Below are 20,663 nucleotides of genomic sequence, written 5' to 3' on the forward strand. Positions count from 1 at the left end.
CGAGCCGCAGGGGAAAGTTACGACTCTTCACCCCTTCCGGTGGCGCGATGGACAACCGTCCGTCGCGCCTTCGGCATATCGGCTTGAGTTCTCCCGCGGCGGTCGACGGACCGACGGAGACCGCCTGTAACGGGAGATCGGGGGTGCCACTCGTGCGGATCGGACTGCTCACGGAAGGTGGTTATCCGTATGCGACGGGAGAGGCCGGGGCGTGGTGCGACCGGCTCGTTCGCGGGCTGCCGCAGCACGCGTTCGAGCTTTACGCGCTGAGCCGCAGCGCCGAACAGGAAGAGCGCGGCCGCGTGCCGCTGCCCGGCAACGCCACCCTGCGGACCGCCTCGCTGTGGGCCCCCGCCGACGACGGGCGCAGCTACTCCCGGCGTGAGCGCCGCCGGTTCGCCGACTGCTTCGGGGACCTGGTGCGCGGCATCTGCGCCGCAGAGGCCGGCCCCTTCGCCGCCGGACTGTACGGACTCGCCGAACTCGGCCGCGACCAGGGCGGGCTGTACGCGGCCCTGCGCTCGGAGACCGCCGTGCGGGCGGTGGAGGCGGCCTGCCGCGCACCGGGCGCCGGCCGCGCCTTACAGGCGGCCCGGGTACCGGACCTGCTGGAGTTCGTGGACGAACTGGAGCGCCTGCTGCGGCCGTTGTCCCTCGACTGGTACGGGGACCTCGGCCGGGTCGACGTCTGCCACGCCGCCGCCGGCGGGACCGCGGCCCTCCCCGGCCTGCTGGCCAAACGCTTCTTCGGGGTCCCGCTGCTGGTCACCGAGTACGGGGTGCGGCTACGGGCCCACTACCTGGAGCACTCGCCGGACGAGCGGCCCGCCGTACGCGCCCTGCTGGCGGCCTTCCACATCCGCCTGGCCGCCGAGATCTACGCCCGGGCCGACCTGCTCACCCCCGGCAACGCCCACGCCCGCCGCTGGCAGGAGCGGTGCGGGGCCGCGCGGGAGCGGGTGCGCACCGTCTACCCGGGGATGGAGGCGGACCGATTCGCCACCGTCGGGGAGGACCCGGGCTGCGGCGACCCGGACACGCTCGTGTGGGTCGGCCGGATAGAGCCGGCCAAGGACCTCGTCGCCCTGCTGCACGCCTTCGCCGAGGTGCGCAGGGCCGCACCGCAGACGCGGCTGCGGATCTTCGCCACTGCCGCCGAGCCCGGCTACCTCGCCGACTGCCGCTCCCTGGCCGCGCAGCTCTTCCCGGACGAGGCCGCCGACGCGATCACGATGGGGGAGAACCCGGTCACCTTCGAGGGGATCGGCGGACCCGAGGCGCCGTCGGCGGCCGACGCGTACGGGGCGGGGCGGGTGGTGCTGCTGTCCTCGGTGATCGAGGGGTTCCCGCTCACGCTCGCCGAAGCGATGTTCTGCGGCCGGGCCACCGTCTCCACCGACGTGGGCGCGGTGTGCGAAGTCATCGGCGGGACCGGGCTCGTCGTGCCGCCGCGCAACCCGAAGGCCCTGGCCGAGGCCTGCCTGTCGCTGCTGCGCGATCCCGAGCGGGCGCAGCGGCTCGGGGCGGCCGCCCGGGCGCGGGCCCTCGAACTGTTCACCGTCGAGCAGAACGTGGCCGCGTTCGGCGACACCTACCTGCTCCTGCTCGCGCAGGGGCCGGCCCGGCCCGAAGGGGGGATCCCGTTCGCGCAACCCCCGGAAGCGCGGGTACCGGGCCACTGGACGACGCCGACCTGGGCGACGACGCCCGCGACCCCTGCGGACCCCTCGGCGGGTCCGGCGCACGGTGGGGGTGCCGTGCCGGCGCCGGCTTCCGGGCCCGAGCCCGGACCCTTGCCGGTGTCCGCGCCCGCTCGGGATGCCGTGTCGGCGTCGTCGGGGGGTGTCGTGTCCGGGTCCGGGCGGGGTGCTGTGCCGGGGCCCGGGGCGGCGTCGTCGGATCCCGCGCTCGCGCTGTACCGGGAGCCCTCGCCGGAGCCCGGGCCCGGGCCGGGGCCGGGCACCGCGGGGTCCGCTTCGGCTGCGGAGGCGGCGGCATGACCCTCGAAGACACCGGGCTGCGCCCCGAGCCCGCCGCCGCGCCGCGCCGGCGGGCCGCGGGGGACCCCGTCAAGGCCTTGCTGCACCGCCACCGCGACCTGTGCGAGCGCGCCGTAGACCCGCTGGAGATCGCCGCCGGGCTCGAAGCCCACGGCATCACCGACCGCACCGCCGCGCGCTTCCGCCACCGGGACGTCTTCTCCCTCGCCGAGGAGCTCTACGCCCGCACCCCGCGCGGCGAGACCCGGGCCGTGCCGACCCCGGCCGGCGCCGTCACCCCCGCCGCCCTGCGCGGCTTCGGCCTCGCCCTGCTGCCCGGGGCCGTCGCGCTCGGGGCCGTCGCCGCCCGGGTGCCGTGGGCCGGCGCCGTCGCGGTGGCCGTCACCGTCGCCGCGCTCGTGTGGCCCGGGCGGACCGCCGGGGGGCGGTTCCCCGGCCTGCTCCACCTGCTCGCGGCGGCCGCCGTCGGCTGGGCCGTCCACCGGCACGGCCCCGCCCTCGGCGTCGCCCTCGCCCTGGCCGTCGCCCCCGCACACCTGGCCGCCGCCGCCTTCGCGGCCCGGGCCCGGCGCGGCCTCGCCGGGAGCCGGGTCCTGGAGGACTTCGCCGCCGGAGTGCGGCCGCTGCTCCTCCTCACCGCCGCCGGGTTCACCGCCGCCGCCGCGGGGGCCGCCACGCTCGCCGCCGCGCCGCTCGCGCCCGCCGTCCCGCTCGCGGCGCTGCTCTTCGTGACCCGGCTGCTGCTCGCCCACGGCGCACACCGGGCGCCCGTCGCGGCCGCCCTGGCCGTGGCCCTCGTACCGGTCCCGGCGGCTCCGCTCGCCGCAGCCGCGGGACTCCTCGTACACGCCGTCTTCGCGCTGTCCCGTGCCTCCGCACACGCGCGTCCCTGAGCCTTCGGAAACCGACGCCGGAGCGCCGTACCCCTACCACCCCACCCAGACCAAGGAGAAACAGGATGACCGGCCAGCCAACCAACCAAGGGGCCGCGCGATGAGGGTGCTGCTGATCGGAGCCAACGGATACCTCGGCCGCTACGTCGCAGACCGGCTGCTCGCCGACCCCGCCGTGCAGCTCACCGCGCTCGGCCGGGGCGACGACGCCGACGTCCGCTTCGACCTTGCAACCGGCAGCCCGGGGGCCCTCACCCGGTTCCTCGACGCCGTCCACCCGGGCGTCGTCATCAACTGCGCGGGCGCCACCCGTGGCGGCGCCCGGGAGCTGACCCGCCACAACACCGTGGCCGTCGCCACCATCTGCGAGTCCCTGCGCCGCAGCGGCTGCGGGGCCCGGCTCGTCCAGCTGGGCTGCGCCGCCGAGTACGGGCCCAGCCAGCCCGGGTCCTCCACGGCCGAGGACGCAGTCCCGAGACCGGGCGGACCGTACGGCGTCAGCAAGCTGGCCGCGACCGAGCTGGTCCTCGGCTCCGGGCTGGACGCGGTCGTACTGCGGATCTTCTCGCCCGTCGGGCCCGGCACCCCCGCCGGATCCCCCCTCGGCCGGCTCGCCGAAGCCATGCGGCGCGCCATGCAGTCCGGCGACGGTGAACTGAAGCTCAGCGGACTCGGGGTGCAGCGCGACTTCGTCGACGTGCGCGACGTCGCCCGGGCCGTGCACGCGGCCTCCCTCTCCGCAGCCCAGGGCGTCGTCAACATCGGCACCGGCCGCGCGGTCCGGCTGCGCGACGCGGCGGCCGTACTGGCCCGGGTCGCGGGTTACGGCGGCTCCCTGCACGAACTGGACGTGCCGCACGGCGGCGGCCAGCACCCGGTGTCGCACGGGCACCCGGGACGGCCGCAGGGCCTGCCCGCCATCGGCTCCCCGCGCGGCGAGGCCACGGCCGACCAGCTCGCCGCCGCCCCGCAGGCCCCGTACCCGGACGGCTGCGGCACCTGGCAGCAGGCCGACGTCCGCACCGCCCGCGACCGGCTCGGCTGGCGGCCCCGGATCAACCTGGAGGAGTCCCTGGCCGACATCTGGATGGAGGCGGCGTGCCGCATCTGACGACGCCGCCCGCGGCCGCCGCGACCGAGGCGGGGCGCCTGGGCCTGGGCACGCCCGGCTACGCGCACCCGCTGCTCGCGCCGGTGGAGTGGGCCGAGCTGACCCGGCCCGGGACCCCGCTGCACTGGGCGGTGCTCAACGTGACGGACGGCCCGGGCGGCCGGCCCGACGCGCACTGCGCGGAAGCGGCCGGGCGGCTGCGCGACGTCGGCGACCCGGGCCGCACCGGCCCACGTCTCCTCGGCCATCTCGCCATGCGGGACGGCGCGCGGTCGTTCGGGGAGCTGATCGGTGACGCCCACCGCTTCCGCGACTGGTACGGGGTCGGCGGCTTCTACCTGGCCGACACCCCGGCCGACCGGGCGGACCTGCCCGCGGTGCGCCGCGTGGTGGACGCCCTGCGCGGCCTCGGCGACGGCCTCCGTATCGTGCTGGGGCACGGCACGCACCCCTACGAGGGCTACGCGGAGACCGCCGACCAGCTGGTCACCTTCTCCGGCGCCTGGGCGGACTACCGCTGGTCGCTGGTGGCGGAGTGGACGGCCGACTACCCGCCGGAGCTCTTCTGCCACCTGGTGCACGGGGTGCCGCGCACCCACCTGGAAGAGGCGCTGCGGATCGCCCGCTGGCAGGGCGCCGGGACGATCTGGTTCACCGACCGGCGCGGGACGGCGGACCGCGACCCCTGGGCGTCGATGCCCGGGTACTGGGACGAAATCGTCTCGCGTATCGGACCGGGTGTCTCGGAATGAAGAAGGGCGTGGCAGTGTTACGGGGAGAACCACCGTTCAGACATACCCATCTACGGAGTCCCCGTGTCGCTGCCACCCCTGGTCGAGCCAGCTGCTGAGCTCACCGTTGACGAGGTCCGTCGGTACTCCCGCCACCTGATCATCCCGGATGTCGGGATGGACGGCCAAAAGCGCCTCAAGAACGCCAAGGTGCTGGCCGTGGGCGCGGGCGGCCTCGGCTCGCCCGCTCTGATGTACCTGGCCGCGGCCGGCGTCGGCACGCTGGGCATCGTGGAGTTCGACGAGGTCGACGAGTCGAACCTCCAGCGCCAGATCATCCACAGCCAGGCGGACATCGGCCGTTCGAAGGCCGAGTCGGCCCGTGACAGCGTGCTGGGCATCAACCCGTACGTGAACGTGGTCCTTCACGAAGAGCGGCTCGAAGCCGAGAACGTGATGGAGATCTTCAGCCAGTACGACCTCATCGTCGACGGCACGGACAACTTCGCCACCCGCTACCTCGTGAACGACGCCTGCGTGCTGCTGAACAAGCCGTACGTGTGGGGCTCCATCTACCGCTTCGACGGCCAGGCCTCGGTCTTCTGGTCCGAGCACGGGCCGTGCTACCGCTGCCTGTACCCGGAGCCCCCGCCGCCGGGCATGGTCCCGAGCTGCGCCGAGGGCGGCGTGCTGGGCGTGCTCTGCGCGTCCATCGGTTCCATCCAGGTCACCGAGGCCATCAAGGTCCTCACGGGCGTCGGCGAGCCGCTGGTCGGCCGTCTGATGATCTACGACGCCCTGGAGATGCAGTACCGCCAGGTCAAGGTCCGCAAGGACCCCGACTGCGCCGTCTGCGGGCCGAACGCGACCGTCACCGAGCTCATCGACTACGAGGCCTTCTGCGGCGTCGTGTCGGAAGAGGCCCAGGAGGCGGCGGCCGGTTCGACGATCACTCCCAAGCAGCTCAAGGAGTGGATCGACAGCGACGAGCCGATCGAGATCATCGACGTCCGCGAGAAGAACGAGTACGAGATCGTCTCGATCCCGGGCGCGCGGCTGATCCCCAAGGGCGAGTTCCTGATGGGGACCGCGCTCCAGGACCTGCCGCAGGACAAGCGGATCGTCTTGCATTGCAAGACGGGTGTCCGCAGTGCGGAAGTCCTCGCCGTCTTGAAGTCGGCGGGCTTCTCCGACGCGGTCCACGTGGGCGGCGGAGTCATCGGCTGGGTCCACCAGATCGAGCCGGAGAAGCCGGTCTACTGACCCGTCCGTAGCCTCGCCGAGGGGCCGTACCGCGCACGCTGCGGTACGGCCCCTCGGCGCGTGCGGCTGCCGGGCCGGCCGGCTGTTCCGCCGGCCGCTGTACGGCTGCTGCTCAGGCGTCGCCGGCGCCGCCCGGCTGGTCGGGCAGCGAGGGCTGGGCCGACGGGTTCTGGCTCGGGGTGCAGACCTTGCCCGCGCCCGGCACCTTCCCGTCCAGCAGGTAGGCGTTCGTCGCCTGCTGTACGCACGGGTCGCCGCTGTTGTACGCGCCGTGCCCCTGGCCCTTGTACGTCAGCTCCACGCCGACGCCGGGGCCGAGCCGCTCCACCATCTTGCGCGCGCCCTCGTACGGGGTCGCCGGGTCGCCGGTGTTGCCGATCACCAGGATCGGGGCGGATCCGCGGGCGGAGACGTCCGGGGTCTCCCAGGCGCCCGGGACCGGCCAGTCCGTGCAGCTCATCAGCGCCCAGCCGAGGAAGTCGCCGAAGACGGGCGACGCCGAACGGAACTGCGGCAGCTTCGACTTGGTCTGCGCCAGAGTGAAGCGCTGCTTGGAGTCGGCGCAGTTGATCGCCGTGTTCGCCGCCCCGATGTTGCTGTAGTGGCCCTGCTGGTCACGGCCGTTGAGCGCGTCCGACAGCGCCATCAGCAACTGCCCCTGGCCGCCCTCGGCCTCGTCCAGCCCCTGTTCCAGCAGGGGCCACAGCTCCTTGGAGTAGAGCGCTTGGGCGATGCCGTTGGTGGCGGCCGAGTCGGTGAGCTGCCGCCCGCCGAGACCGGGGATCGGCTTGGCCGCCAGCTGCTTCTGGAGCCGGATGACGTTCTCCTCGACCTCCTTCGCGGTGCTGCCCTGGAGGCGGCAGGCGTCACCCCGGTTCACGCAGTCCTGGGCGAAGTTGCCGAGCGCCAGCTGGAAGCCCTTGGCCTGGCCGAGCGACCCCTGCTCCGAGGTCTGGCTCGGGTCCACGACGGCGTCGAAGACCGCCCGGCCGACGTTCTTCGGGAAGAGGTGGGCGTAGACGCCGCCGAGTTCGGTTCCGTAGGAGATGCCGAAGTAGTTCAGCTTCTCGTCGCCGAGCGCCTGGCGGATCCGGTCCATGTCCCGGGCGGCGTTCTCGGTGCCGACGTAGGGGAGGACCTTGCCGGAGTTGCGCTCGCAAGCCTGTCGGTACCGCTGGATGTTGTCGACGAACGCCTTCTCCTGCTGCGGCGTCGCGGGCGTGGAGTCCGCGGCGTAGTACGCGTCCAGCTGCCGGTCGTCCTCGCAGCGGACGGGTGCGCTGCGGCCCACGCCGCGGGGGTCGAAGCTGACGAGGTCGTAGCGGGAGCGGAGGGCCTCGTACTCCTTGGCGGCGCCCGGAAGGGTGGTGATGCCCGAGCCGCCGGGGCCGCCGAAGTTGAAGACGAGGGAACCGATGCGCTTGTCCTTGTCGCGCGCCTTGGCGCGGATCAGGGCCAGCTGAATCGTTTCTCCTTCGGGTTTCGCGTAGTCGAGGGGCACATCGATGGTGGCGCACTGCCAGTCCTTGCCGGGGGCCTGTCCGCCGCCCTCGGCGGCGGTGGGGGCGTCGCACGCCCCCCATTGCAGGGCCTTGGGGGCGTTGCTGCCTGAGGTCGACTTGTCCTTCTCCTTGCCGTCGCCGGAGGAACAGGCGCTGGCGGTGAGCAGCGCGGCGGCGACGGCTGCGGCGGCGGTGGCCCGCAGTGCGTTTGTCGGCATGTACCCCATCCTGTGGTCGGACGGGGCGCGGCGCGCGGGTGATGGGCCGTTCGGGGGTGTGCGGGGCGGGGCCGGACGTGGTCACCTGGATCCATGGAACACGCCCAGTGGGTCGGGATCGGCGAAGCCGCCGCCCTGACCGGTACGACGCCGAACGCCATCCGGCACATGCACCGGAGCGGGCTGCTGCCGGAGCCCGGGCGAGGGCCGGGGGAGCGGCGGCGGTACGGGTACGAGGACGTCGTCCGGATCCTGTGGGTGCGGGGGATGACCGAACTGGGGACGCCGGCGGCGGAGGTCCGGTCGGGCATGGAGGCGGCGGCGGCCGGGCGGGGCGACCTGCTGGCGGAGCTGGAGGCGTCGCTGGAGCGGCACCGCGAGCAGGCCGGGGAGCTGCTGTCGGCGGTGCGCCGCCTCCATGCGGCGGCCGGTGACCTGCGGGTGGCTTCGTCGCCGTTCACGTCTTCGGCCCCGGCCCCGGCCCCGGCCCCGTCTCCGTCTCCGTCTCCGGCGAAGGGGCATCCCATGATCTCCCTGCACCCGCGACTGCAGGCGGAGCAGCGGCGGCTGGAGCTGGAGATCGAGGTGCTCTCCGACCCACAGTTCCCGCCGGACGACCCGCGGGTGGTCGCGCTGGCCCACGACTTCTCGGTGCACCTGCTGGCCCTGGAGGCGGCGGAACGTGCGGCGGACTTCCCGGAAGCGGACTTCATCGACACCCCGCCCACCCCCACCGCCCCGCCGCCGGCCGTCCTCCCCCTCCCACCCGCCATGTCCCCGGCCCTGTCCCGCCTGGCCCACCTCCTCACCCCCCACCCGAACCCCGACTGACGGCCGGCCGTCCTTTCGCGGGCGCTCTCCTGTGGGCCGTGCCGCCGCACCGGTTCGTCGGGGTAAACCGTCGCGTCGGGCAAAATAGTAGCCATGTACATAGTCGCCATGTACGTTGTTCGTCATGAGCAAGGATTCAACGGGCTCCACGCCCGGCTTCCTGGTGTGGCGGCTCGCCAACAAATGGCGCGTCGCGGTCGATCGCGCGGTGGCCCCGCTGGGCCTCACCCACGCGCAGTACTCCCTGGTCGCGTCGCTGTACGGCATGCAGCGCGCCGGCGAGCGGCCCAGTCAGCGCCGACTCGCCGACCACACCGGCCTGGAGGCGCTGTACGTCTCGAAGCTGGCGCGGACCCTGGAGTCGGCCGGCCTGATCGAGCGCACCCGCGACCCCCGCGACCCGCGCGCCATGCAGCTCACCCTCACCGAGCCGGGTCAGGCCGCCACGCGGCAGGCCATCGCGGTGGTCCAGGAACTGCACCAGCAGTTGCTGGAACCCCTCGGCGGCCTCGACGCCCCGCGGACGGGCGCGTTCACCGACACGCTGACGACCTTGCTCGACGCACCCCTCGCTCCACCCGTACCGAACGACCGGACAACTCAGGGGACGACACCATGACCACCACCGCACCCGCCGCCGACGCCCGCGCCCTCGGCCTGGCCCACTACGCCGCCCGCGGCGTCCTGGAGCACGTCCTGTCCCGGCACGGCATCACGTTCCAGCAGCAGATCGCCCTGCGCGCCGCCGTCACCGCCGACGCCCCCCGGACGCCGGACGACCTCGTCACCCAGGTCAGGAACTCCCTCAAGGCCGATCCGGCCGACGTACACCGCACGCTCGGCGAGCTGCTGGCCAAGCAGCTGCTCGCCGCGGACGGCGCGCACCTTCACGCCACGGACGCGGGGCGCGAGCTGCTCGCGGCCGTCGGCGCGGAGACCGTCCCCATCTCCGACCGCATCTGGGGCGGCATACCCGCCGAGGACCTTGCCGCCGCCGGCCGCGTCCTCGCCCTGGTCCGCGAGCGCGCCGACGCGGAGCTCGCGGCGCTGGCCACCTGAGCCACGGCCCTCCGCCTTGCGATGCACCGCACCGGACGCGGCGACCCGGCAAAACCTTCCCCGCAACAGCGCTAGATGGCTTCCTTGCGCGTCAGGAAGTTGAACGACAGCCAGCCCGGGAGGACCGGGAGCCAGAACGTCATCAGGCGGAACAGCAGCACCGCCGAGATGGCGACCTCCTTTTCCAGCCCCGCCGCGATCAGCCCCAGCGTCAGGGTCGTCTCCACCGCGCCGATGCCGCCCGGCGTCGGCGCGGCCGAACCCAGTGCGTTGCCCGCCAGGAAGACCACCGCGATGCTCGCGTAACTGATGGCCTGGCCGCCCCCGAACGCGCGGATCGACGCGTCCAGGCACATCACGAAGCACGCCGTCAGCAGCAGCATCCCGCCGATGCCCGTCATCAGTTTCTGCGGTCGCTGGAGCACGTCCAGCATCCGCGGCACCACGCCCGCGAACAACGCCCGTACCCGCGTCGCGACGAACTTCCGCAGGAACGGGACCGCCGTCACCACCAGCACCAGTACCGCCACCGTCAGCAGACCCGCGATGACCGTCCTCGACGGGGTCATCTCCGGCGTCTTCTCCGTCCCCGTCAGGTAGCCGAAGGACAGCAGCAGCAGGATGTGGCTGGCCAGCCCGAAGAGCTGCGAAGCACCCACGCTCGCCACCGCCAGCCCCGGCCGCACCCCGGCCCGCTGGAGGAAGCGGGTGTTCAGCGCGACCCCGCCCACCGCCGCCGGTGCCACCAGCTTCACGAACGACCCGGCCACCTGCGCCACCACCGTCCGCAGGAACGACACCCGCTCCGGTACGAACCCCAGCAGGCTCATCGCCGCCGCGAAGTAGCTCAGCGCCGAGAAGGCCAGCGCCGCACCCACCCAGCCCCACTGGGCCTGTCCGACGATGGTCGCGAAGTCCACGTGCGCCAGCTGCGTGAGCAGGAAGTACGCCCCGAACGCCCCCGCGATGAACGAGACCAGGGTGCGCGGCCGGATCCGCTCCAGCCGGGCCGGCTCCACCGGCGCCTGCGGCCGGATCAGCAGCACCTGCCGACGGATCTGGCTCAGCAGGTCCTCCTCGCGGGCCCCGTCGAGCGCGTCGTCCAGCGCCCGCTTCTCCGCCTTCCGGTCGGCGGCCGGGCTCGCGGCGGAGTCCGCCTCGCGCGCCGCCTTCGCCGCCCGCGAGGACTCCAGTACCGCTTCGCGCTCCCGGTCGGCCCGCTCCCGCGCCAGCCTGCGCAGCGTCGCACGGGTCGAGCGGCTCAGCGCGATCGGCTGGAGCAGCGGCAGACAGTCCGCGACCGCGTCGGGGCCGAGCACCGAAACCGCCGATGCCACCGACCGCTCCGCGCCGACCCGCAGGCCGAGCGTGGTCAGCAGCTGCGCGATGTCCATCCGCAGGACCAGGTCCCCGGCCGCGATCTCGCCGCCCCGCAGGTCGGTGAGGATCACATTGCCGGAACGATCCACCACCAGGGCGTCCCCGGTGAGCCGCCGGTGCGCGATCCGCCGCGACTGCAGCGCCCGCACCTGCTCCCACGCGTTGCGCGTCAGCTCGTCGGTGATCTCCTCGTCGGCGAGGGAGTCCAGCGTCCGCCCGCCCAAGTGCTCGTACACGAGCATCACGGCGTCCGGCCCGAGTTCGGAGGTCGCGATCAGCTTCGGCGCGTTGGCGCCGGCCGCGATGGCGGCGTACGCGAGGAGGGCCTCCTGCTCCAGCGCCTGGCGCAGCGACTGCAGGCTGCGCCCGGTCGTGATGCCGCGCAGGGTGAGCCGGCGCCAGACCCGGTAGAAGAAGCCCTGCGCCTGCTGTTCCCGGTCGACGACGGTGACGTCGAGGGGCGGGCCGTCCTCCAGCGTCACGTGGTACCGGCGGCCCCGGTCGCTCACCTCGGAGGCCTCGGCGCTGTCCGGCGCCTCCGCGCGCATCGCGCTGACCGGCTGGAAGCCGACCCGGCGGAGCCCCGCGAGCAGGTGCTGCCCGGTGGGGCGGACGTTCGGGGAGCCGACCGCGTACAGCGTCCCGTACGCCACGCTCCAGCCGATCAGCACGGTCAGGACGATCGAGAAGGGCGTCGTGTAGCCGCTGACCAGCATCGCGAAGGCGTCGAGCAGCAGGACCACCCACAGCGCGACCCGCCAGCGCGGCCGGCGGGTCATGCCGACCGCGGTCATGTACGCGATGACGGGCGCGAGGTAGCCGTGCACCGGGTCCGTGAGGGCGCCGCCGACGCCGGTGGCGCGGGTGAGGGCGTCCTGGATCGTCTCGGGGGCGGCCTGGGAGACCCAGAGGTCGGTGGCGAGGGTGACCCCGTGCGCGAGGACCGCGGCGAGCACGCCGTCGGCGATGCGCAGACCGTCGCGCTTGATCAGCCGCTCGATGGCGAAGGCGACGGGCACGAGCAGGACGGCGATGCTCGACACCAGCCCGGCGACCTTGATCAGCACGTCGGGCGCCTGGCCGGTGCCGTTGGAGATGTCCTGTTCGAGGCCGGCGGTGGTGCCGTGGGCGAAGGCGGAGATGCCGAGGACGATGGCGATGCCGAGGATGCCGACCAGCAGCCGGACGAGGTCGGAGGGCCGGTGGACGCGGGCGGCGAGGAGAGGCTCGTCGACCTCTACGCGGTCGGCGTCGGTCGGAGTGTGGCCGTGCGGGCGCTCGGGACTGTCGAGGCCGTCGTGGCCGTCGTCGTCCTTGGCGGCGTCGTCCTTGGCGGCGCCGCCGGTGCCGCCGCCCTCGTCGCCGGGCTCCGGGCTCGGGTCCCGGCGGTCGTCGCGGGGCGCGTCTGGGCGTGCGCCGTCGTCCGGCGTCGCGCCGTCCGGAGGGCTCACACCCTGCTCCTTCGCCGTCACTTCCGTCTCTTCTTGATCACGTATCACCAGTCACCGCCCGGAAGATGGTGGCACGGACCGGCGTGCGTGCGGGGCAGCAGGGTGCGCGCCGGTGCGGAACGAAACCTTCCACGGCCCTGTCGGTGTGGTGCGGCACCATGGTCCGGATGAGCGCAGAACTGCCCGAGTACGCGGAGCGGGTGCTGGAGGTGGCCGAGCGGATTCCGCCCGGCCGGGTGATGACGTACGGGGACGTTGCGGAGTGGCTCGGCGTGGGCGGACCGCGCCAAGTCGGCCGCGTCATGGCCCTGTACGGGGCCGCCGTGCCATGGTGGCGCGTGGTGCGCGCGGACGGCCGGCCGCTGCCGGGCAGCGAGCACCGGGCCCTGGAGCACTACCGGGCCGAGGGCACACCGCTGCGCGACAGCGCCGGCGGCGAGCCGCGGCTGGTGATGCGGCGGGCGCGCTGGGACGGCCGGGACGGACGTGACGGAGGCGACGAGGCTCACATCTGACAGCTTCGGCCATTCGTGGGCCGGGCGGGAGGTCGAAGGCTCGTACAGGGGACGACACGAGGGGTCCGCGGGGCGACGTCCGTACCGCGCCGGTGCCTGCGGGACGACTGCGGCGGAGGGCGCCGGTGACGTAGCGTTGCCTCTTCGGCCGTCCCGCCCGGGGCGGCCGCGAGAGACGGCCCGGGCGCACCGCCCGACGCGCCCGACGCATCCGCACCACCCGTACCACCCGCAGACCCACCAGGACCGGCACCCCACGTGATCACATCCCCCTCCGACCGCTCAGAGCGGCGTACGCGTACCTCCGACGCGTACCGCCTGGTGCGCACCGGGCCGGAACGGGTGGCTCCCCCTGTCCTGGACGCAGCGCAACGGGCGGTGGTTGAGCACACCCGCGGACCTTTGCTGGTACTGGCCGGGCCGGGTACCGGCAAGACCACCACGCTGATCGAGGCGGCGGCGGCCCGGGTCGAGGCGGGGGCCGACCCGGCCCGCATCCTGATCCTGACGTTCAGCCGCAAGGCCGCCGTCGAGCTGCGCGACCGGGCCGCCCTGCGGCTCGGCGGCGCCCGCGCCCCCCAGGCCACCACCTTCCACTCCTTCTGCTACGGCCTGGTCCGCGCCCACCAGGACACCGACCTCTTCGCCGACCCGCTGCGGCTGCTGTCCGGGCCGGAGCAGGACGTGATGGTCCGCACCCTGCTGGAGGGGCAGCGCCGGATCCGCTCGATCCGCTGGCCGGACGACCTGCGGGCCGCGCTGACCACCCGCGGGTTCGCGGACGAGGTCCGGGCCGTCCTGGCCCGCGCCCGCGAACTCGGCCTGGGCCCGGACGCCCTGTCCGACTTCGCCGAGCGCATCGGCCGCCCCGACTGGAAGGCGGCGGCCGCGTTCCTCTCCGAGTACCTCGACGTCCTGGACCTCCAGGGCGCCGTGGACTACGCGGAGCTCCTGCACCGCGCGGTGCTCCTGGCGGAGCGCACGCCGTCGCTGGCCTCCGCGTACGACGTGATCTACGTGGACGAGTACCAGGACACGGACGCCTCGCAGCTGCGGCTGCTGCGCGCGCTCAACGGGCCGGGCGGGACGCTGGTCGCCTTCGGTGACCCGGACCAGTCGATCTACGCGTTCCGGGGCGCCGACATCAACAACGTCCTCGACTTCGAGGGCTCCTTCCCGGGGGCGCAGGTCCGGGCCCTGACGGTGGGGCGGCGCGCGGACGCAGCCCTGCTGACCGCCACCCGCCTGCTCACCACCCGCATGCCGGTGCCGCGGCTGCCGTCGGCCGCCGTCCGGGCGCACCGGGCGCTGGAGCCCGTACGGGAGGGGGGCCGGGTGGAGGTGTACACGTACCCGACGGCCGGCGCCGAGCTCGACAACATCGCCGACATCCTGCGGCGGGCCCACCTGGAGGACGGCGTGCCGTGGCGGGACATGGCCGTCCTGGTCCGCGCGGGCGGCCGCACGCTTCCGGCGATGCGGCGCGCGCTGATCTCGGCGGGGGTCCCGGCGGAGACGGACGGCACGGACACTCCCCTCCGCCACGAACCGGCCGTCGCCCCCCTCCTGACCGCCCTCCGCCTCACCGCCACGGCCGCCGCCGGCACCGACGCACCCGGAACCGAAGCCACCGGTGCCCTGCCCACCCTCGGCGCGGGGACGATCCCTTCGCCCGCCACCACCCCGCTCCCCGGCCCTGCCGTAGCGGGAGCCCGGATTCCCGGCTCCACCGACGCGCCGCTTCCAGGCCCTGCCGGCGCGGACGCCGACGCCCGCTTTCCCGGCTCCACCGAAGCCGACGCCGACGCCCCCGCCCCGGCCACGCTTGCCGGCTCCGCCGAGGGCCCCGGCGGGGAGGGGTGGGTCGGGGTCGAGGCGGCCGTGGCGTTGCTCGGGTCACCGCTCGGGGGGATGGACGCCGCCGATCTGCGGCGGCTCGGGCGGGCGCTCCGGGACGAGGAGCGGGCCGCCGGCGTCACCGTGCCCGCGCCCTCCGACGTGCTGCTCGCCCGCGCCCTCGCCGAGCCCGAGCGGCTCGTCGCCCACGACCCCGCCTACGCCCGCGGAGCGCAACGCCTCGGCCTGCTCCTGCGCAAGGCCCGCGAACTCCTCGAAGGCGGCGGCACCGCCGAAGAGGCCCTCTGGCTCCTGTGGGACGGCACCCCCTGGCCCCAGCGCCTGGAGCGCAACGCCCGCCGCGGCGGCGCCGCCGGCCGCAACGCCGACCGCGACCTCGACGCCGTCTGCGCCCTCTTCGACACCGCCGCCCGCGCGGAGGAACGCACCGGCGGCCGCGGCGCCCTCAACTTCCTCGAACAGCTCGAAGCCGAGGACATCGCCGCCGACACCCTCACCCGCAAGGCCCACCGCTCCGACGCCGTCCGGCTGATGACCGCCCACCGCTCCAAGGGCCTCGAATGGGGCCTCGTCGTCGTCGCCGGCGTCCAGGAGGGGCTCTGGCCCGACCTGCGCCGCCGCGGCTCCCTCCTGGAAGCCGACCGCATCGGCCGCGACGGCCTCGCCGATCCCCTCACCCCCGGCGCGCTCCTCGCCGAGGAGCGCCGGCTCTTCTACGTCGCCACCACCCGCGCCCGCCACCGCCTCGTCGTCACCGCCGTCAAGGCCCCCGCCGAGGACGGCGACCAGCCCTCCCGTTTCCTCACCGAACTCGGCGTGCCGGTCAAGGACGTCTCCGGCCGCCCCCGCCGCCCCCTCTCCGTCCCGGCGCTCGTCGCGGAACTCCGCGCCACCACCGTCGACCCCGAGGCCTCCGAGGCGATGCGCGACGCCGCCGCCCGGCGCCTGGCCCGCCTCGCCGCGCTCACCGACGACGAGGACCGCCCCCTGGTGCCCGCCGCGCACCCGCAGCGCTGGTGGGGCCTGTACGAACCCACCCGCAGCAGCGTCCCGCTGCGCGACCGCGACCGGCCCGTCGCCCTGTCCGGCAGCGCCCTGGACCAGCTCGCCAACACCTGCTCCCTCCAGTGGTTCCTCGGCCGCGAGGTCAAGGCCGACGCCCCCTCCACCGCCGCACAGGGCTTCGGCAACGTCGTGCACGTCCTCGCCGACGAAGTCGCCTCCGGCCGGACCCCCGCCGACCTCGCCGTCCTGATGGAACGCCTCGACTCCGTCTGGGACGCCCTCGCCTTCGACGCCCCCTGGAAGTCCCGCCAGGAGAAGGACAACGCCCGCGCCGCCCTCGAACGCTTCCTGCGCTGGCACGCCACCGACCGCGGGGGCAGGGCGGCCGTGGCCACGGAGCACGAATTCGACGTCACGCTCGAAGCGGGCGACTTCGCCGTTCGCATCCGGGGCTCCATGGACCGGGTCGAATCCGACCCTCAGGGGCGTGCGTACGTCGTCGACTTCAAGACGGGCAAGGCCGCGCCCACCAAGGACGAGGTCGCGCGGCACCCCCAGCTCGCCGTGTACCAGCTCGCGGTCCGCGAAGGCGCCGTCGACGAGGTCTTCGACGGCCGGCGCCCCGAACCCGGCGGCGCCGAACTCGTGCAGCTGCGTCAGGGCGCCGCCAAACGCGACGGCGGCGACGACGTGCCCAAGGTCCAGGCGCAGCAGCCGCCGGACGGCGAGTGGGCCGCCGACCTGCTCGCCACCGCCGCCGGCCGGGTCCTGGACGAGCGCTTCACCCCCACCACCGGGCAGCACTGCGACCACTGCTCCTTCCGCAGCGCGTGCAGCGCCCGTCCCGAGGGCCGTCACACCGTGGAATGAGAGCCGGTGCGGCCGGGGCTGTCGGTGCGGGCGGCTAGCCTTTTGGGGTGTCCGCGCGTCCGGCCGGCCCACCGGCCCTCACCGATCCCGAGCAGCTCAAGGAGCTCCTCGGGATCCCCTTCACGCCGGAACAGCTGGCCTGTGCGACCGCCCCGGCAGCCCCCCAGGTCATCGTCGCCGGAGCCGGCTCCGGCAAGACCACCGTCATGGCCGCGCGCGTGGTGTGGCTGGTCGGCACCGGTGCCGTCGCCCCCGACCAGGTCCTCGGTCTGACCTTCACCAACAAGGCCGCCGGCGAGCTCGCCGAGCGCGTGCGCAGGGCCCTCGCCCGCGCCGGCATCAGCGACCCGGATCCTTCCCCCGGGCCCGTCCCCGGCTCCTTCCCCGTCCCCGGGTCCTTCCCCGGCCCCGCCCCGGCCGGGGGCGGGGCGGCCGTCGGCGAGCCCCGCATCTCCACCTACCACGCCTTCGCCGGGCAGCTCCTCAAGGACCACGGCCTGCGCATCGGCCTGGAACCCAGCTCCCGGCTGCTCGCCGACGCCACCCGCTTCCAGCTCGCCGCCCGCGTGCTGCGCGAGGCCCCCGGCCCGTACCCGTCGCTGACGAAGTCCCTCCCCGACCTGGTCAGCGACCTGCTCGCGCTCGACGCCGAGCTGTCCGAGCACCTGGTCGCCCCCGAGGAACTGCGTACGTACGACACCCGGCTCCTCGACGAACTCGCCGGAACGAGACTCACCAACGACGACCTGCGCAAGGTCCCCGAGGCGGTACGCGGCCGACTCGAACTGCTGGAGCTGACCGAGCGCTACCGCGAGGCCAAGCGCTCCCGCGACCTGCTCGACTTCAGCGACCAGATAGCCCTCTCCGCGCGGCTCGCCACCACCCGGCCCGAAGTGGGGGCGCTGCTGCGCGAGGAGTTCCGGGTCGTCCTGCTCGACGAGTACCAGGACACCTCCGTGGCCCAGCGGCTGCTGCTGTCCGGCCTGTTCGGCGCGGGCACGGGCCACGCCGTGACCGCCGTCGGCGACCCCTGCCAGGCGATCTACGGCTGGCGTGGCGCCTCCGTCGCCAACCTCGACGACTTCCCCGAGCACTTCCCGAACGCCGACGGCAGCCCCGCCACCCGGTACTCCCTCAGCGAGAACCGGCGCAGCGGCGGCAGGCTGCTGGACCTGGCCAACGGCCTCGCCGCGCCCCTGCGCGCCATGCACGAGGGCGTCGAGGCGCTGCGGCCCGCGCCGGGGGAGGAGCAGGCCGGCTCCGTCCGCTGCGCCCTGCTGCCCACGCACGCCGAGGAACTGGAGTGGCTCGCCGACTCCGTCGCGCACCTGGTCCGTACGGGGACGCCGCCGGGGGAGATCGCGGTGCTGTGCCGCTCCGCCGGGGACTTCGCGCGGATCCAGGAGGTACTGGTGGCCCGCGAGGTGCCGGTGGAGGTGGTCGGGCTGTCCGGGCTGCTGCACCTGCCCGAGGTCGCCGACCTGGTCGCGGTGTGCGAGGTGCTCCAGGACCCGGGGGCCAACGCCTCGCTGGTGCGCCTGCTGACCGGCCCGCGCTGGCGGATCGGCGCCCGCGACCTGGCGCTGCTGGGGCGGCGGGCGCGGCAGCTGATCGGCCGCGCGCCCGGTGAGGTGGATCCGGACGAGCGCCTCGCGGCGGCCGTCGAGGGTGTGGACCCGGTCGAGGTCGTCTCGCTGGCGGACGCGCTGGAGACGTTCCTGGACTCCGCCGGGGCCGTCCCGGGGGAGGACCTGCCGTTCTCGGCGGAGGCCCGGGTCCGCTTCGCCCACCTCGCCCAGGAGCTGCGTGACCTGCGGCGATCGCTCGCCGATCCACTGATGGACGTACTGCACCGGGTGCTGACGCTGACCGGGCTGGAGGTGGAGCTGTCGGCCTCCCCGCACGCCCTGGCCACCCGGCGGCGCGAGACGCTGTCCGGGTTCCTGGACGTCGCGGCCGGGTTCGCCTCGCTGGACGGGGAGGCGTCGCTGCTGGCGTTCCTCGGCTTCCTGCGGACGGCCGCCCAGTACGAGAAGGGCCTGGACCACGCCCTGCCCGGCGGGGAGAACACGGTCAAGGTGCTGACGGCCCACAAGTCCAAGGGGCTGGAGTGGGATGTGGTCGTCGTACCCGGCCTGTGCGCGGGGTCCTTCCCGAAGGAGAAGCCGCCGGAGGCCTGGACGTCGTACGCGAAGGTCCTGCCGTACGCGCTGCGCGGCGACGCCGCGACCCTGCCGGGAGGTCCGGCGTGGACCTCGGCGGGGCTCAAGTCGTTCAAGGCCGGGCTGAAAGAGCACAAGGCCGTGGAGGAACTCCGGCTGGGGTACGTGACGTTCACGCGGCCGCGCTCCCTGCTGCTGGCCTCCGGCCACTGGTGGGGGCCGGCGCAGAAGAAGCGGCGGGGGCCCTCGGCGTTCCTGGAGGCCCTGTACGAGCACTGCGCCCGGGGGCACGGCGAGATCGAGGCCTGGGCGGACGAGCCGGAGCCCGACGCCGAGAACCCGGCCCTGACCGCGGCTGCGACGGCGGACCACGCCTGGCCGCTCCCCCTGGACCCGGCCTCCCTCGCCCTCCGCCGCCGCGCGGCAGCCCTGGTGGAGTCCCACCTCCGGCTCCCGCACTCCTGGCCGGCCCCGGACGCCCCCGAGCTCCCGTCCCCCCGCCCCGCCCCACCCGAGGACCTCTGGGCGGAGTCCGACGCCCGGACGCCCGCACCGGAGCCCGACGACGACCTCTGGCCGGAGCCCGACGCGTGGGCTCCCGCACCGGAGCCCGACGCGTGGGCTCCCGCACCGGAGCCCGACGCGTGGGCTCCCGCACCGGAGCCCGACGCGTGGGCTCCCGCACCGGAGCCCGACGCCTGGGTTTCCGCACCGGAGTCCGACGCCTGGGTTTCCGCACCGGAGTCCGACGCCTGGGTTTCCGCACCGGAGCCCGACGCCTGGGCTTCCGCACCCGAGCCCGGCGCCTGGGCTTCCGCACCGGAGTCCGACGTCCGGGGCGACGCACCTGCGCCCGCCGGGGGCCACCGCCCGCAGTCCGGTCCGGCGGTCCCGTCGGCCCGTACCGCCCACGGCGAAGCGCCCCGGCCCGGCTCCGCCGTACCCGCGGCCGCCCCCGGGGCGCGGGTCCGCACCGACGCGCCCGCCGAGGACCTCTGGCCCGAGGCCGACGGCTGGGTCGCCGTGCCCGCGCCCGGCGAGAGCCCGGGGCAGCAGGCCGGCCGTGGCGGTGGCGCGCCGGGGCTCGAAGAGGCGCGGATCGTGGCCTCCTGGGACCGGGACCTCGACGCGCTCGAAGGCGAGCTCCGCCGTGCCCGTACGGCGGTGCGGGACGTCGAGCTGCCGGCTTCCCTCTCCGCCAGCCAGCTGCTGCGCCTCGCCGCCGACGAGGAGGGCTTCGCCCGCGAGCTCGCCCGGCCCATGCCGAAGCCGCCCCAGCCCGCCGCGCGCCAAGGCACCCGCTTCCACGCCTGGGTCGAGTCCCGCTTCGACGAGCTCCCGCTCCCCCTCCTCGACGTCCTCGATCCCGCCACCGAACTCCCCGGCGCCGCCTCCGACCAGGACATCGCCGACGAGGCCGACCTCGCCTCCCTCAAGGCCGCCTTCGAGCGCAGCGAGTTCGCCGACCGCACCCCGCACCGGATGGAGGCCCCGGTCCAGCTCACCCTCGCCGGCCGCGTCGTCCGCGGCCGGATCGACGCCGTCTACAAGAACCCCGACGGCTCGTACGAGATCGTCGACTGGAAGACCGGCCGTACGACCGAGGCCGACCCCCTCCAGCTCGCCGTCTACCGCCTGGCCTGGGCCGAAGCCACCCAGACCCCCCTCGACCGGGTCTCCGCCGCGTTCCTGCACGTCCGCAGCGGTCGCGTCATCCGCCCCCGCGACCTGCCCGACCGGGCCCGTCTTGAGCGGATCCTCCAAGGCAAATCGGGCACGGACAGCGCCCACCAGGCGGACGGTTAGGCTCGTAGG

Annotated in this window: 13 protein-coding genes; 11 read left to right on the top strand and 2 right to left on the bottom strand. The window is 74.7% G+C overall.

Translation table 11 applies throughout. The features are described 5' to 3' along the window. Positions 1 to 152: 152 nt before the first annotated feature. From IE207_RS07975 to moeZ, 5 genes are all read left to right on the top strand, one after another. On the top strand, positions 153 to 2,000 hold the full coding sequence (locus IE207_RS07975) for a DUF3492 domain-containing protein (protein ID WP_190183303.1): 1,848 nt from the start codon (positions 153 to 155) through the stop codon (positions 1,998 to 2,000). After that, positions 1,997 to 2,893, top strand: a complete 897-nt coding sequence (locus tag IE207_RS07980) for a hypothetical protein (RefSeq protein ID WP_229873465.1) — start codon at positions 1,997 to 1,999, stop codon at positions 2,891 to 2,893. The genes IE207_RS07975 and IE207_RS07980 overlap by 4 nt, the downstream gene beginning before the upstream one ends. Positions 2,894 to 2,993: 100 nt before the next feature. After that, positions 2,994 to 4,004 (top strand): NAD-dependent epimerase/dehydratase, encoded by a 1,011-nt coding sequence (locus tag IE207_RS07985; protein WP_190183304.1) that lies wholly within the window; start codon positions 2,994 to 2,996, stop codon positions 4,002 to 4,004. Beyond that, positions 3,992 to 4,756, top strand: coding sequence for a spherulation-specific family 4 protein (locus IE207_RS07990; RefSeq protein WP_190183305.1), 765 nt, complete (start codon positions 3,992 to 3,994; stop codon positions 4,754 to 4,756). Before IE207_RS07985 ends, IE207_RS07990 begins: the two co-directional genes overlap by 13 nt. 63 nt (positions 4,757 to 4,819) lie before the next feature. Continuing rightward, entirely contained in the window at positions 4,820 to 5,998 is a 1,179-nt protein-coding gene (gene moeZ / locus IE207_RS07995; protein WP_136213940.1) for an adenylyltransferase/sulfurtransferase MoeZ, read from the top strand. A gap of 112 nt (positions 5,999 to 6,110) precedes the next feature. Here the strand turns inward: moeZ and IE207_RS08000 are convergent, their stop codons facing one another. Next, positions 6,111 to 7,718, bottom strand: a complete 1,608-nt coding sequence (locus IE207_RS08000; RefSeq protein WP_190183306.1) for an alpha/beta hydrolase — start codon at positions 7,716 to 7,718, stop codon at positions 6,111 to 6,113. Positions 7,719 to 7,811: 93 nt separating this feature from the next. Between IE207_RS08000 and IE207_RS08005 the strand changes: the two genes are divergently transcribed. The 3 genes from IE207_RS08005 to IE207_RS08015 all read left to right on the top strand — a co-directional run bounded on the left by IE207_RS08005 (position 7,812) and on the right by IE207_RS08015 (position 9,608). Beyond that, the gene (locus tag IE207_RS08005) at positions 7,812 to 8,549 is read left to right on the top strand and encodes a helix-turn-helix domain-containing protein (RefSeq protein WP_190183307.1); all 738 of its coding nucleotides are present in this window, start codon (positions 7,812 to 7,814) and stop codon (positions 8,547 to 8,549) included. Between the two features lie 124 nt (positions 8,550 to 8,673). Then, a complete protein-coding gene (locus IE207_RS08010) occupies positions 8,674 to 9,168 on the top strand; it encodes a MarR family winged helix-turn-helix transcriptional regulator (protein ID WP_190183308.1) in 495 nt (164 codons plus the stop codon). After that, positions 9,165 to 9,608, top strand: coding sequence for a winged helix DNA-binding protein (locus tag IE207_RS08015; protein ID WP_190183309.1), 444 nt, complete (start codon positions 9,165 to 9,167; stop codon positions 9,606 to 9,608). Before IE207_RS08010 ends, IE207_RS08015 begins: the two co-directional genes overlap by 4 nt. 71 nt (positions 9,609 to 9,679) lie before the next feature. Here IE207_RS08015 and IE207_RS08020 read toward each other — a convergent pair whose 3' ends face one another. Then, positions 9,680 to 12,439, bottom strand: coding sequence for a lysylphosphatidylglycerol synthase transmembrane domain-containing protein (locus IE207_RS08020; RefSeq protein WP_373304679.1), 2,760 nt, complete (start codon positions 12,437 to 12,439; stop codon positions 9,680 to 9,682). Between the two features lie 167 nt (positions 12,440 to 12,606). Between IE207_RS08020 and IE207_RS08025 the strand changes: the two genes are divergently transcribed. From IE207_RS08025 to IE207_RS08035, 3 genes are all read left to right on the top strand, one after another. Next, a complete protein-coding gene (locus IE207_RS08025; protein WP_308433565.1) occupies positions 12,607 to 12,954 on the top strand; it encodes an MGMT family protein in 348 nt (115 codons plus the stop codon). A gap of 261 nt (positions 12,955 to 13,215) precedes the next feature. Next, positions 13,216 to 16,686 (top strand): ATP-dependent helicase, encoded by a 3,471-nt coding sequence (locus IE207_RS08030; RefSeq protein WP_229873540.1) that lies wholly within the window; start codon positions 13,216 to 13,218, stop codon positions 16,684 to 16,686. Positions 16,687 to 16,733: 47 nt separating this feature from the next. Further along, positions 16,734 to 20,654, top strand: a complete 3,921-nt coding sequence (locus IE207_RS08035) for an ATP-dependent DNA helicase (protein ID WP_190183312.1) — start codon at positions 16,734 to 16,736, stop codon at positions 20,652 to 20,654. Positions 20,655 to 20,663: the final 9 nt, after the last annotated feature.

The organism is Streptomyces cirratus (genome assembly GCF_014650775.1).
Classification (GTDB): Bacteria; Actinomycetota; Actinomycetes; order Streptomycetales; family Streptomycetaceae; genus Streptomyces; species Streptomyces cirratus.